Origin of the sequence: Nocardiopsis synnemataformans (assembly GCF_965343085.1) — a bacterium.
GTDB lineage: Bacteria > Actinomycetota > Actinomycetes > Streptosporangiales > Streptosporangiaceae > Nocardiopsis > Nocardiopsis alborubida.
In genome coordinates this window covers 29,689-41,081 of record NZ_CBDRFA010000073.1, presented here as the reverse complement: position 1 = coordinate 41,081, position 11,393 = coordinate 29,689, and the positions used below count along the sequence as shown (strand labels likewise).

Here is an 11,393-nt window from a genome sequence, read left to right as displayed (position 1 = left end):
GAGGCCTGACTCTGATGCGAGCCCCGCCCGGAAGTCGGGCGGGGCTTTTCCGTGCCGTGATGGGAGCGCTCCCAAGCCTCGCGGATGGGACGAAGAGAGTCGCGTTTTCGCAGCTCATAGCCCCAGGATTGCGCTGATTTTCTCTTGTATATACAAGAGAATGCAAGTATGATGTATATATAGCCAAGCAGGAGGGAGAGGGGCCATGGGACAGCGCATCACCTGGGCACCGCACCAGCGCGAGAAGGCCGCCAAGGTCATTCAGCGCGGCACCATCTACCACATCCACCACGACGTCTACAGCGTGATGTCCAACGACGGCATGACCACCTACGTCACCACGCTCGACACGTGCACCTGCCCGGCCTACGTCAAGGGCGACGGGCTGCGCTGCTACCACCGACTCGCCGTCATCATGTACCGCAACCTTCCCGACGTCCCGGTGTCCGCCCGCGCGACCGAGCGCTACGCGCTGGACTCCGATGGCCTGCTCTTCTCCGTCATGATCTCGCCCCGCGACTCCGGCGATTGGACCGAGCGCCAGTACGTCGGCGGCGACCTCATCACCGCCCGCCACCTCACCGACACCGAGGCCGACTCCCTGCGTCGCCAGCTGGCGACCAAGGGCTTCACCCGTCGCTAACCAGACCAAGGGCGGCCGCACACCGGCCGCCCGGGAGGGACCCCTCAATGACCGCCATCGACGTCAACGCCGCCTTCACCACCGAGCGCGCCGACCAGCTGCGCAAGGCCGCCGACACTCAGGCCTCCGTGGCCCGCCGGGTCGCCGCTGGAGAGCTGTCCAACCTGGGCAACGGCCGCTACCGCGTGAACTCCGGATGGGACGCGGGCGAGATCCTGCACCTGACCCAGACCGGCGAGCTGCTCGCCCTGCACGGTCTGGACGAGACCACCGGACAGGCTGCCCTGTACACCCGCGAGCCCGCCTGGCACGGCCTCGGGGCCGTCGTCCCCGAGGGTGTGAGCGACATCGACGAGGTCCTCGCGCTCGCGCGCATCGACTTCGACGTCAAGCTCACCCCCGCCACCTACACGTGGGAGGGCCAGACCCGTCAGATCCCCGACCGCTTCACCACCGTCCGCGACGACACCGGCGCGCCGCTCGGCGTCGTGGGCAGCAAGTACGTCCCTCTCCAGAACCGGGAGGCGTTCACCTTCCTGGAGGACCTGACCGCCACCTACGGCGTGCTGTGGGAGTCGGCCGGGGCGCTGCGAGACGGCAAGAAGGTCTTCGTCAGCATGAGGCTGCCCGAGTCCATCCGCATCGACGCGGGCGGGGTCAACGACGAGATCGTGCCGTTCATCGCCGTGGTCAACGGCCACGACGGCAACTCGCCGTTCCGCGTCATCACCACCCCGTGGCGGCCGGTGTGCTCCAACACCGAGCGGTTCGCGGTCCGTGACGCGCACACGAGCTGGACGGTGCGCCACACCGCCTCCGCCCGTGAGCGGCTGGACGAGGCCCGCCGGACCCTGGGGCTCACCCTGAACTACTACGGCGAGTGGGCCGAGGAGGAGACCCGTCTCGCACACACCGAGATGGCACTCAGGGAGTTCCACGCCGTCGTGGACGACCTGTGGACGCCGCCCGGGGACGACGCCTCGGTGCGCGCCCGCAACGCTGCCGACAAGCGCCGCGACGAACTGACCGCCCGATTCCACATGGAGTCCGACCGCGTGGGCCGCACCGCCTACGCGGCCGAGCGTGCCATCACCGGGTGGCTGGACTGGGACCGCCCCGTCCGCCCGGGCGGCGCGTTCGCCGGGGACGCCTACGCCGCGCGCGCGACCTCCTTCCTGGAGGGCAGCGCCGACGAGACCAAGTCCCGCGCCCACAAGCGGCTCATGCTGGTGCGCCGCTGACCACCACGGCGGGGCCGGTTCGCTTCCGGCCCCGCCACCTCACCTAGGGTCCGGCCACCAGCCGGGCCCGGAGAGGACAAGCCGTGCCCCACGTGTCCGCCTTCGACGACCCGGGCGGGTTCGAGGCGCTCATCGCCGAGATGAAGCAGCGCGCGGCCCAGGCCCGCGCGCGCGAGCTGCCGCGCCGCCGCCTGGCCGCCACCACCTACCGGTTCCGCCTGCGCCGCACCACCACGCGAGAGAAGGGAGTCCGCCGATGAGTCCGACGTCGGCGCGCATGCGCAAGCTGATCGAGGCATCTAGTCAGGCCCAGCTGGCCGAGGCGCTCATGTCCGTCCTGGATGAGCACCGCCCCGACAAGGACGGCGACTGCGAGGGTTGCTATGAGCCCCTCGCGGAGCACCGACGCGACTACTCCTGGCCGTGTGCGACCGTCTCTACCGCGCTCGGGCACCTCCCCGGCGGCGAGTACGTCGAGGCGCACGCGGCCGAGCTCAGGAAGGCACCATGGTGAACTTCAACATCCCCCTGCCGGGCTCGGCTCGGCAGGTGACGCTGATCGACAGCGACACGGCCAACAACCTCGCCCATGCCTGGGGGCATAGTGACCTGGCGGCCAAGGTCGCTCCAGCTCTGACCTGCACGGAGGCCGACACCTTCGCCGAGATGCTCGCCCAGTGCGGAGACACCGAGAGCGCCCAGGTCTGGATCCTCGAACACGCCCGCTCTGACGAAGAGGGGGATCGCCACTACCACCTGCGCGACGACTCGCATCCCGCGCCGGATCCGGCCGAGGCCCTGTCGCCCACGCTGCGCAAGGCGCTGGCCCTGTTCGTCACCGTATGGGAGTCCGGTGAACTCGCCGAGGAGCTTGGGCCAAGGCTCCAGTGCGAAGAGGTCAAGGCGCTGGCGACCCTGCTGACGGCCGCCGGAGAGCCGGACTCGGCCCGCGTATGGGAGGACTTCCACGCCGAGCAGGACGACGCGGGCGACTCCCACTACCGAGGCGCGGCCGACGACGTATCCTTGCCCTAGACCCCCGCCGCGCGCGGTGGTGCGACCTCCCGCGCCGCTGGCGGGATCAGACGCCCCGGGGACCGGGTGTGACAACCCCCCGGGGCGTCACTCTGCGCGCGGCCGCGCTCCGCGCCGGAAAAGGAGAAGCCCGCGAGCGGGCTTCCCGTGCCCCGCGGCCGGCGGCCGCCTCGGATGCCCGAGGCGCCGACCGCCGCCAGGTCCGCGCCGCGGCGCGGACGGACAAGGAGCAACCGCCCTCCTTCGTCGGGCGGTTGCGCGCGCCCCGCCGCCGCGATGGCCGCGGCCTCCGTCACACCCCCTACGGAGGTCGCTATGGAATCCAACTCCGAGTTCGTCTACCGCCTGGTCCGCACGGCCTACCAGATGCTGCTGTCCCGGGGCTACTCCCCGGCGACGGCCCGTACCCTGGCCGCCCACGCCGTCTACGACATCCTCGCGGCCGACGCGCCCCACCTGATCGACGCCTTCCTCTCCGAGGAAGACGACGCCCAGGGGCGCGACGGCGCGGACCCGCTCCTGTAGCCACTCGCCAAGCCCCCGGCTGACGCCGGGGGCTTTTCTCGTGCCGGAGCGGGCCACGGATGTCTGCGACAGCGGCGGCCAGGGGGCCGACGCCGGGAGCCCCGGTCCGCAGCGGTAGGCCGCGCGTCCTGCGGCGGCGAACTCGGGTGGATTCCGCGACCTCCTGGGGGCGCGCCGGTCGGCACGCTATCGCGGCTCCCGGGGCGCGCATTCAGCGGCGCGTGCGCGCCGGGAGCCGAAGGCCGCCGGAGCCCCCGGCCCCGCGCGGCCGGGCGTCGGCGCGGGCATGGAGCCCCGGCCCTCCTTCGTCGGGCCGGGGTTGCGCGCGGCCGTTCGTCGGGATGGCCGCGACCTTGTCACACCCCAAGGAGGTCGCTATGGACGCCCACGAGATCCTTCACACCATCCTTCGCACCTACGCGACGATGCGGGTCAACTATGACCAGCCGCCTGCCATCTGCATCGACGCCGCGATGTTGGCCGCCTGCCAGGCCGCCGTGCCCACCGTTCCGGACGACCTGTCCGGCCTCTTCGAGGACGGCCAGGGTCCGGACGGCGGGTCCTCGCTCTGAGGCGACGAAGCCGACCCCCGGCTGACGCCGGGGGTCGTTTCGTGTACGCCTCAGGGCTCGGAGCGGCCCGGCAGGCTCTGGTGTGCGTTGCGCATCGTCGCGGTGCTCCGGCTGGTGGGATCTCGGGCGTCCGCGACCTCCGGGTGTGCCTGCGGCACGCTATCCCGACTCGGCGGCCGCGCGCGGCGCCTCGGCGGAGCTGAGATGTGTAGCTGCACATCTCAGGATTCCCCCCCAAAAAAGAGTGTATATACAAGCTTGTTCGGGTATGATGTAAGTACAACAAAATAGCGGAGCATAGGGGCCGACCCCGCCACCAGCGGGGCGGTCGCCACCACCAGCCAGGTGGTGGCCCAACCGGGGAGAACCCGACCCGCACCCAGCGGGCGGGGATGGACCCCGGGAGGCCATGGAACGGACGCCTCCCCGGACCGGCCGCGCGCCGGGGCCATCGCTTCCTACCTCAGGGAGGCACCATGTCCGTCCTCTTCACCCCCGCCGGTCACCTCACCGGGCCCTGGGCTGAGTTCGCCAACCGCAACGCGGTCGACGTTCTCGACCTCCTCGGGCTCGACCGGGAGGACCTGTGCGGGCAGGCTCCGGCCGAGGACTTCCTCGGGCGGGTCCTGATCGCTCGCGGGCTCCTCGACATCGCCAACGGCGACGAGGGGCGACCGGACCTCATCGACGGCCCGGTCATCGACTGCGGGCGCGTACCCGGCTACCTCGCCGCCCGGCTCGCCGAGCTGGAGGAGGTCGCCGAGTGGGCGCACGCTCACCATCTCCCCGTGGCGTGGGGCTGACCCCGCCAACCCCGCCGTGGCCCCGCGCCACGGCGGGCCTCTGGAGGCCTTCGTGATCACCGCGACCGTGCCCGCCCTGCGCCAGGCGCTCGCCGCGACCAAGCTCGCCTGCGCGCCCCGGCCCGTCATCCCTATCCTGACCGGCGTCCTCATCCGCGCCGAGGCGGGACAGGTCAGCCTCACCACCACCGACTACGACCACGCCGTCACCGCACACGTGGACGGGGCGAGCGCCACCGCGGACAGCGTGACGTGCGTGCCCCACGCCGTCCTCGCGGACCTGCTCGCCGGACTCACCAAGGGCACCGGCGCACACAAGCTCGCCACCACCACGGTGACCCTGGCGCCGCACCCGAGCCAGCCGGTGCTCTCCCTGCTCGGCTATGAGGTGCCCATCGAGAGCCTGCCTGCCGAGGACTTCCCCGAGCTGCCCGACCTCGACCAGGCGCCCGTCACGGTGGCGGGCTCCGTCTTCACCGACTCCCTCGCCCGGGTCATGGTCGCCCACGACCCCACCGTCGAGATCGAGGTGCTGACCGCCGCCTGCCTGGAGAGCCGGGATGGCCAGCTGCACATCACCACCGCCAACCGCTACCGCCTGGCCACCGCGCGCCTGCCCCTGGAGGGCTACGCGGGGGAGTTCGCCGCCCTGGTCGATGGCACCTTCCTGACCAAGCTCGGCAAGCTGCTGACCGGCGCGACGGTCACCGTCGAGGTCGACCGACGCGAGGAAGGGGGTGGCTTCGTGCGCCTGCGCAGCGGCGACATCACGGCCCTCCTGCGGCTGATGGAAGGCGAGTACGTCACGTGGCGCGCCTTTCTCCCCGAGTCCTGGCCTGACGGGCCCAGCACCACCCTGACCACCGACCGCGCCGCATTGGTCGAGTTGACCGACAAGGCCGCCGTCATCGCCAAGGCCAAGGGACGCCGGATGGCGCCTGTGGTCCTGGACGCCAACGACACGGGTGTCACCGTCGGCCCCGAGGACGCCACCGTGACCCCGCGCCTGCGCGCCGAGCTGGCCAACGGCAGTGGCGCCTACCGCATCCGCGCCAACCCCGCCTTCTTGCGCGCGGCCCTGGCGGCCATCCCGGGGGAGCGCGTCACCCTGTACGCCCGGTCGGCGACGTCGACGCTGGACCCGCCCGTGGTGTTCACCGCCGCCGACCACGACCCGACCCACTACCAGCACGCGGTTATGCCGATCCGCAGCTGAGGGCGGAAAAGGCGTAACGCTTGATCCGCCCGCCTTGGTACTGTTTTTGAAACGCCGCCCGGTGCGCAGGCCCCGGATACTTCTTTTGGTAAGAGACTCCTCCGGTGCCATTTTGGAACTCGGGCGGCGTACAACTTCATACTTCTCTCCCGGTGCGCAGATGCCGGTTACTTCGATTCGGGATCGGGTGGTTGCGGGTTCGAGTCCCGTCGTCAGTCGCGAGGCTGGCGTAGCTCAACTGGCAGAGCACCTACGTGTCCGGCGTCGACTCTGATCTCGGGAGGGACCTTCGCCTCGGGCTGCCGGTGCGCAGGCAACGGATACTTCGCCTCTTAAGCGGGTGGTCGCGGGTTCGAATCCCGTCGCCGGTTTAGCGACTGGTGTAGCTCAGTGGCCAGAGCACCTACGTGCCCGTCGCCGACTCTGATCTCGGCAGTCCAAGGCGAATTCATGGCCCCTCCCTCCATTCGCAGGAAGGGGCTATTCGTCGTGCCCAAGTTCAATTCGCGAGGCACCCGGCCGGTCGGCCGCGGGCCCGTCGTCACCGAGCGGATCGCCAGCGGCCGCACCCACGGGGGAGGCGCTGGCTACGCGCGCGAGGCCAAGGGGGAACTCTTCCTTCTGTCCGTGTCGAACATGGTGGGGGAGGCCACCTTCTATGAGCGGGCCAGCGAGCGCGACGAGCGCTTCCGCCAGCTCGTCGGAGCCGTCGCCGTAGCCGACCCCACCTGGATGGTCGGCTTCGTCGGCTGGCTGCGCACCGAGGCCAACATGCGCAGCGCCGCAGTAGTCGCCGCCCTGGAGGCGGCCCGCGCCCGCCGGGCGGCCGGTCTGCACGGCCACAGCCGACGCATGGTCGACGCGGCCATCCAGCGGGCCGACGAGCCCGGAGAGGCCCTGGCCTACTGGACCTCGCGCTACGGCCGCTCGATCCCCAAGCCGGTCAAGCGGGGGATCGGTGACGCCGTTCTGCGCCTGGGCACCGAGTTCAACTACGTCAAGTGGGGAGGCGAGGGCAAGGGCTTCTCCTTTGCCGATGTCCTCAACCTCACCCACCCCGGCGACCGCAAGGGAGGCTCGCAGGGCCACCGCTTCCGCGGGCCCTGGCAGCACGACCTCTTCGGGTACGCCGTCAAGCGCCCGCACCAGCCCGACGCCGCCATCCCCGACTCGCTCGACCTGCTGACCCGGCGCGACGTCCTGCTGTCCCTGCCGGTCGACGAGCGCCGTCAGGTGCTGGAAGACCCCGAACTGCTGCGCCGGGCGGGCATCACCTGGGAGGCGCTCGCGGGCTGGCTCCAGGGGTCGATGAACGCCGCGGCCTGGGAAGCGATCATCCCGAGCATGGGCTACATGGCCCTGATCCGGAATCTCAGGAACTTCGACGAGGCCGGAGTGAGCGACGCGGTGGCCGAGCAGGTCTGCGCCAAGCTCACCGACCCCGACCAGGTTCAGCGCAGCCGCCAGCTGCCCATGCGCTTCCTGTCCGCCTACCGCGCCGCGCCGAGCCTGCGCTGGGGGTACGCGCTGGAGAAGGCGCTCAACCTGTGTCTGACCAACGTGCCGCCCTTGCCCGGGCGCACGCTCGTCCTCGTGGACCAGTCCGGGTCGATGAGCACCCGGATGTCGGGCCGCTCGGAGCTGACCTACGCGGACGCCGCGCAGATCTTCGGCGCCGGACTCGCCCTGCGCGCCGAGGCGGCCGACCTGGTGCAGTTCGACACCGACCACGCGGTCGTGCCCATGCGCCGTGGCGACTCTGTGCTGCGCATCGCCGAGCGGTTCTGGGGCCCGCGCGGAGGCACCTGGACCCGCCACGCGGTGCAGGCGCACTACCGCGGCCACGACCGCGTGGTCATCGTGACGGACGAGCAGGTCTCCCACCGCTCCGGTAGCCCCATCGAGCAGCTGCCGAACACCGTGCCCATCTACACCTGGAACCTCGCCGGGTACCGCCACGGCCACGGCCCGAGCGGAACAGGCAACCGCCACACCTTCGGCGGGCTGAGCGACGCGGCCTTCCGCATGATCCCGCTCATCGAGGCGGGCCGGGCCGCGGCCTGGCCGTGGGAGCAGGGCTGACGCTCGCACCGGTGGGCGGCTCCCCCATGGAGCTGCCCGCCGGTTGCCAACCCCTTCGGCCCTATGTAGAGTTTCTATATGGCACAAGACATCAGGCTTACCACCACGGTGGCCAAGGTGCTGAGGGCGTTCCTGGAGGACGTCGACCGACCCCGGTACGGCTACGACCTCATGGAGGACACCGGACTGGCCAGCGGCACCTTGTACCCCATCCTGCTGCGCTTGCAAAAGGCAGGCATCCTCACCGCCGAGTTCGAGGACATCGACGAGGCGAAAGAAGGCCGTCCTGCGCGGCGCTTCTACACACTCACCCCCGACGGAACCGCACGCGCTAGGGTTTCCATGGCTGAACTCCATGCGCAGATCTGGGGCAGCCCGCAGCGCTCCTGGCGGCTCAGCCCCGAGGGCGGCATGGCATGAGCGCGCTGTTGATCGCCCTCGGAGGCGTTGTTGTGGGTGCCATCATTACTGCTGCTACGGACCTCATCAGCGAGGAGTTCCGCGGGCGGCTCGACCGGCTCCCGCAGAGCCTCGTGCGGCTGGCGGGCCGGCGCCTTCCCGGGGAACTCCGGGAGGACATGACTCGGGAGTGGCTTGCCGAGCTGCACGAGTACCTGCATGGCGATGATGCAGTTCCCGTCACCCGGCTCTACAAGGGCATCAGATTCTCCCTGAGCCTGCACAGGGCCGCACGCACGACCCAGAGGTCTGAGGCACCGATGATGCTTCGGATCGCCAAGGACTTCAGGTTCGATTCCCTGGCGTTTATGCTGAGCTCCGTCCTCGTGGTCGTAGAGTTGATCGCTCTTCAAGCTGGTCTTCCGGCGCCGTTCATGCCTTGGAGCGGTTACCTGCTGTTATCAGCGATGGCTTTGCTTGTCTCCCTTGTTCTCACGCTTTTTGCGACCTATGTGATGTGGAAAGCAGTCGTCCACCGACGTCGACTGCTTGCTCAGATAGCGGAGACCGAGTCCCTCTTGGTGAGGATTCAGGCGCTGACCGTCAACCCGCACTGCGAGACAAGCGCACGCGAGCTCGGAGATTGCATGGTGACGGCCTCGTGCATTCAGCACAACTCTCAGCAGATGCTCGTCGAACTCCAGGGACATGAAACCCCCCGGCTTCCCTGGCCGTGGAGGCGCCTCTTGTAGGACTGGACATGGAGGCAAAGCGCCCCGTCATCGCGTTCGATGACGGGGCGCTTTGCTGTGGGCCAAAGGGGCAGAGCGTAACGCTCACCGACATGGCCCTGACTAGCATTTCCGGGGTCCACATGCAGGTCTCGATACCGCCAGGAGGCCACGATGGGCGTATTCGACAGGCTGCTCCCCCTCCGGGTCGTGTGCACGGCGCGCGTTCCGCGGGTGACTCTCCTCAGCTCCAGGCCCGGTCTGGAGGTGACCATCACCCGCCCGCCGTGGATGAGCAGCACGCAGCTGCGGGAGATCACGGACGTCGTTCGCGCCACCGAGGCCTTCAGTGGTCATCCCCGGCCTCGTCCACGCATCGAGATCCACCTGGGCGCCAGCCCCGCTGCGGTCGACATGGCGCGCGCGATGCTCGCCTCCGAGCGGCGCGCGGCGAAGTACCTAGGTAGTGCCCGATGAGCGCCCTGCGCACTCTCCTGCACACCACGGCCGACAGCCCGCTGTGCAGGGCTTATCCCGACTGGTGGGACAGTCTCCTGAAGTGGATGAAGGCCGAAGGTCTGCGCCCCGACGACGTCGTAGAGATCACGGTCACCGACAACGACGGCGACCTGAGCGCCTACGTCGTCGAGCTGCGGCGCGGTCCGGCCGGCCAGGTGTTGGGCAATCGCGAGACCGGCCCCGTCACAGCCACCCGCACGGTTCAGGTCGACACCACGCCCCCGACGATCGGCGGGTCGCTTTGACTCCAGCTGAGCGCATCGCCGACCTGGCCGAGCAGCTGGTCGACGGTTGGCGCGAGCGCGTCGAGTACAACGCTCACGTCACCGTGCACACCGACGCCTGCCGCGCCGAGCGCCGCCTGCTGGAGCACGGCGACGACTCCGACAAGGCCAACCCCATCCCGCCCCGGCCCGGCGCCCTGCGCCACCACAGCTGCCACTGCCCGCGGCGCCTGGAGGCGCGCGCCGAGTCCCGCATGCAGCCCGCCCTCCTCGCCCAGCTCCGCGAGCTACGCGAGCGCCCCACGGACGGCGAGACCTCCGCACGCACCGCCCCGGAGTCCACCCCGCCCGGGCCGCTCGCCGCCCTGGAGCTGCTCGCCACCATCCGCGGCGAGGCCAACACCCTGGCCGCCCGTGCCCGGGCGGCGCTGGGGTACGACGTCGCGCCGCGGCGCCAGCGCTCCGAGGCGGCCCTGCGCGGCCTAGTCTCCCTCGCCGTCCACCTGGGCGAGGACTCCGAGCTGGCCCAGGAGATGGTGCGCGCCCTCGCGCGCCTGCGCGCCATCGCCCGTGTCCTGCTCGCCTATGACGCCCCCACCACGTTCCTGCGCGACGTGGTCTGCCCCGAGTGCGGCGGCCGCCTGCGCGTGGCCGCCGACGCCAGCACGGACGTGCGCTGCGCCGGGGGAGAGGTCGCTGGGCCAGCCCGCCCGGGCGAGCCCTGGCCCGTGCGCGCGCCCGGTTGCGGCGCGGTCTGGCGCCGCTGGCAGTGGGCGGACCTGCTCAGCAGCGAGGAAGAGAGACATGACTGAGGACCTCGCACGACTGCTCGACCGGTTCGCGGCCTCCGCCCCGGTCGCCGCCTCCTACGCCCTCGGGTGCCTGCTGATCGCGGCCCTGGGCGCACTCCGCGCGCAGACCGTCGCCGACTGGGTACCCATCGGCTTGTGGACGCTCGTGGGTCTGGAGACCCTGCGGGGCAACTACTGGAAGAGCCTCGCACGCGAGCGTGAGCGAGGTGGCGTCTGATGGGCTTGAGCACCTCGCATGACTGCTGGGACGGCTCCTACGGAGGCTTCGGCCAGTGGCGCAACGCGCTCGCCGTCGCCGCCGGCTACCAGCTCGTCGAAGTCGGAACCGAGTCCGGCTTCACCTACGTCTCCGCGGACCTGCCCGATCACGCCGGTCCCCTCGCCGACCGCCTGGAGGAGCTGCTGCCTGCCCTCGCAGGCGTCGGCGCCCCGCCGCCGCCCGGCCAGACGCGCGTCGTCCCGCTCGGACACACGCCCGTACTCCCCGAGACGGTCACCCGCTGGGTCCTGGCCACCCACCGCTTCATCGCCGGACTCCGCGAGGCCGCCAGGGCCGGCGAGCCCGTCGAGTTCCACTGAACAACCCGACCG

Annotated in this window: 17 protein-coding genes; all 17 read left to right on the top strand. The window is 70.6% G+C overall.

Annotation, left to right across the window (positions count from 1 at the left end; all coding sequences use genetic code 11):
* The first annotated feature begins 205 nt into the window (after positions 1–205).
* The 17 genes from ACSIH6_RS31210 to ACSIH6_RS31130 all read left to right on the top strand — a co-directional run bounded on the left by ACSIH6_RS31210 (position 206) and on the right by ACSIH6_RS31130 (position 11,381).
* Positions 206–643 carry an SWIM zinc finger family protein gene (locus ACSIH6_RS31210; protein WP_435111926.1) on the top strand — a complete coding sequence of 146 codons (438 nt, stop codon included), beginning with the start codon at positions 206–208 and terminating at the stop codon, positions 641–643.
* Between the two features lie 47 nt (positions 644–690).
* Positions 691–1,884, top strand: coding sequence for a DUF932 domain-containing protein (locus tag ACSIH6_RS31205; RefSeq protein WP_435111925.1), 1,194 nt, complete (start codon positions 691–693; stop codon positions 1,882–1,884).
* Between the two features lie 83 nt (positions 1,885–1,967).
* A complete protein-coding gene (locus ACSIH6_RS31200) occupies positions 1,968–2,144 on the top strand; it encodes a hypothetical protein (protein ID WP_435111924.1) in 177 nt (58 codons plus the stop codon).
* Positions 2,141–2,398, top strand: a complete 258-nt coding sequence (locus ACSIH6_RS31195) for a hypothetical protein (protein WP_435111923.1) — start codon at positions 2,141–2,143, stop codon at positions 2,396–2,398. Before ACSIH6_RS31200 ends, ACSIH6_RS31195 begins: the two co-directional genes overlap by 4 nt.
* The gene (locus ACSIH6_RS31190; RefSeq protein WP_435111922.1) at positions 2,392–2,919 is read left to right on the top strand and encodes a hypothetical protein; all 528 of its coding nucleotides are present in this window, start codon (positions 2,392–2,394) and stop codon (positions 2,917–2,919) included. Before ACSIH6_RS31195 ends, ACSIH6_RS31190 begins: the two co-directional genes overlap by 7 nt.
* Positions 2,920–3,234: 315 nt before the next feature.
* Positions 3,235–3,444: a hypothetical protein gene (locus ACSIH6_RS31185; RefSeq protein ID WP_435111921.1), complete on the top strand. Its 210-nt coding sequence runs from the start codon at positions 3,235–3,237 to the stop codon at positions 3,442–3,444.
* Between the two features lie 377 nt (positions 3,445–3,821).
* The gene (locus ACSIH6_RS31180; RefSeq protein WP_435111920.1) at positions 3,822–4,016 is read left to right on the top strand and encodes a hypothetical protein; all 195 of its coding nucleotides are present in this window, start codon (positions 3,822–3,824) and stop codon (positions 4,014–4,016) included.
* 476 nt (positions 4,017–4,492) lie between these two features.
* Complete coding sequence (locus ACSIH6_RS31175; protein WP_435111919.1) at positions 4,493–4,819, top strand: hypothetical protein; 327 nt, start codon at positions 4,493–4,495, stop codon at positions 4,817–4,819.
* 52 nt (positions 4,820–4,871) lie between these two features.
* Positions 4,872–6,035, top strand: a complete 1,164-nt coding sequence (locus ACSIH6_RS31170; RefSeq protein ID WP_435111918.1) for a DNA polymerase III subunit beta — start codon at positions 4,872–4,874, stop codon at positions 6,033–6,035.
* Positions 6,036–6,524: 489 nt separating this feature from the next.
* Entirely contained in the window at positions 6,525–8,117 is a 1,593-nt protein-coding gene (locus ACSIH6_RS31165; protein WP_435111917.1) for a TROVE domain-containing protein, read from the top strand.
* 78 nt (positions 8,118–8,195) lie between these two features.
* Positions 8,196–8,537 carry a PadR family transcriptional regulator gene (locus ACSIH6_RS31160; RefSeq protein ID WP_435111916.1) on the top strand — a complete coding sequence of 114 codons (342 nt, stop codon included), beginning with the start codon at positions 8,196–8,198 and terminating at the stop codon, positions 8,535–8,537.
* Positions 8,534–9,268, top strand: coding sequence for a hypothetical protein (locus tag ACSIH6_RS31155; protein ID WP_435111915.1), 735 nt, complete (start codon positions 8,534–8,536; stop codon positions 9,266–9,268). The genes ACSIH6_RS31160 and ACSIH6_RS31155 overlap by 4 nt, the downstream gene beginning before the upstream one ends.
* Positions 9,269–9,421: 153 nt before the next feature.
* A complete protein-coding gene (locus ACSIH6_RS31150) occupies positions 9,422–9,724 on the top strand; it encodes a hypothetical protein (RefSeq protein ID WP_435111914.1) in 303 nt (100 codons plus the stop codon).
* The gene (locus ACSIH6_RS31145; RefSeq protein ID WP_435111913.1) at positions 9,721–10,011 is read left to right on the top strand and encodes a hypothetical protein; all 291 of its coding nucleotides are present in this window, start codon (positions 9,721–9,723) and stop codon (positions 10,009–10,011) included. The genes ACSIH6_RS31150 and ACSIH6_RS31145 overlap by 4 nt, the downstream gene beginning before the upstream one ends.
* Positions 10,008–10,802, top strand: coding sequence for a DUF7341 domain-containing protein (locus ACSIH6_RS31140; protein ID WP_435111912.1), 795 nt, complete (start codon positions 10,008–10,010; stop codon positions 10,800–10,802). Before ACSIH6_RS31145 ends, ACSIH6_RS31140 begins: the two co-directional genes overlap by 4 nt.
* Entirely contained in the window at positions 10,795–11,019 is a 225-nt protein-coding gene (locus ACSIH6_RS31135) for a hypothetical protein (protein WP_435111911.1), read from the top strand. The genes ACSIH6_RS31140 and ACSIH6_RS31135 overlap by 8 nt, the downstream gene beginning before the upstream one ends.
* On the top strand, positions 11,019–11,381 hold the full coding sequence (locus tag ACSIH6_RS31130) for a hypothetical protein (protein ID WP_435111910.1): 363 nt from the start codon (positions 11,019–11,021) through the stop codon (positions 11,379–11,381). The genes ACSIH6_RS31135 and ACSIH6_RS31130 overlap by 1 nt, the downstream gene beginning before the upstream one ends.
* The last annotated feature ends 12 nt before the right edge of the window (positions 11,382–11,393 follow it).

What these genes read in the sequence shown, in the direction of transcription:
- ACSIH6_RS31210 (WP_435111926.1), top strand. Translation starts at nt 206, where the DNA reads ATGGGACAGCGCATCACCTGGGCACCGCACCAGCGCGAGAAGGCCGCC.
- ACSIH6_RS31205 (WP_435111925.1), top strand. Translation starts at nt 691, where the DNA reads ATGACCGCCATCGACGTCAACGCCGCCTTCACCACCGAGCGCGCCGAC.
- ACSIH6_RS31195 (WP_435111923.1), top strand. Translation starts at nt 2,141, where the DNA reads ATGAGTCCGACGTCGGCGCGCATGCGCAAGCTGATCGAGGCATCTAGT.
- ACSIH6_RS31190 (WP_435111922.1), top strand. Translation starts at nt 2,392, where the DNA reads ATGGTGAACTTCAACATCCCCCTGCCGGGCTCGGCTCGGCAGGTGACG.
- ACSIH6_RS31185 (WP_435111921.1), top strand. Translation starts at nt 3,235, where the DNA reads ATGGAATCCAACTCCGAGTTCGTCTACCGCCTGGTCCGCACGGCCTAC.
- ACSIH6_RS31180 (WP_435111920.1), top strand. Translation starts at nt 3,822, where the DNA reads ATGGACGCCCACGAGATCCTTCACACCATCCTTCGCACCTACGCGACG.
- ACSIH6_RS31175 (WP_435111919.1), top strand. Translation starts at nt 4,493, where the DNA reads ATGTCCGTCCTCTTCACCCCCGCCGGTCACCTCACCGGGCCCTGGGCT.
- ACSIH6_RS31160 (WP_435111916.1), top strand. Translation starts at nt 8,196, where the DNA reads ATGGCACAAGACATCAGGCTTACCACCACGGTGGCCAAGGTGCTGAGG.
- ACSIH6_RS31155 (WP_435111915.1), top strand. Translation starts at nt 8,534, where the DNA reads ATGAGCGCGCTGTTGATCGCCCTCGGAGGCGTTGTTGTGGGTGCCATC.
- ACSIH6_RS31150 (WP_435111914.1), top strand. Translation starts at nt 9,422, where the DNA reads ATGGGCGTATTCGACAGGCTGCTCCCCCTCCGGGTCGTGTGCACGGCG.
- ACSIH6_RS31145 (WP_435111913.1), top strand. Translation starts at nt 9,721, where the DNA reads ATGAGCGCCCTGCGCACTCTCCTGCACACCACGGCCGACAGCCCGCTG.
- ACSIH6_RS31135 (WP_435111911.1), top strand. Translation starts at nt 10,795, where the DNA reads ATGACTGAGGACCTCGCACGACTGCTCGACCGGTTCGCGGCCTCCGCC.
- ACSIH6_RS31130 (WP_435111910.1), top strand. Translation starts at nt 11,019, where the DNA reads ATGGGCTTGAGCACCTCGCATGACTGCTGGGACGGCTCCTACGGAGGC.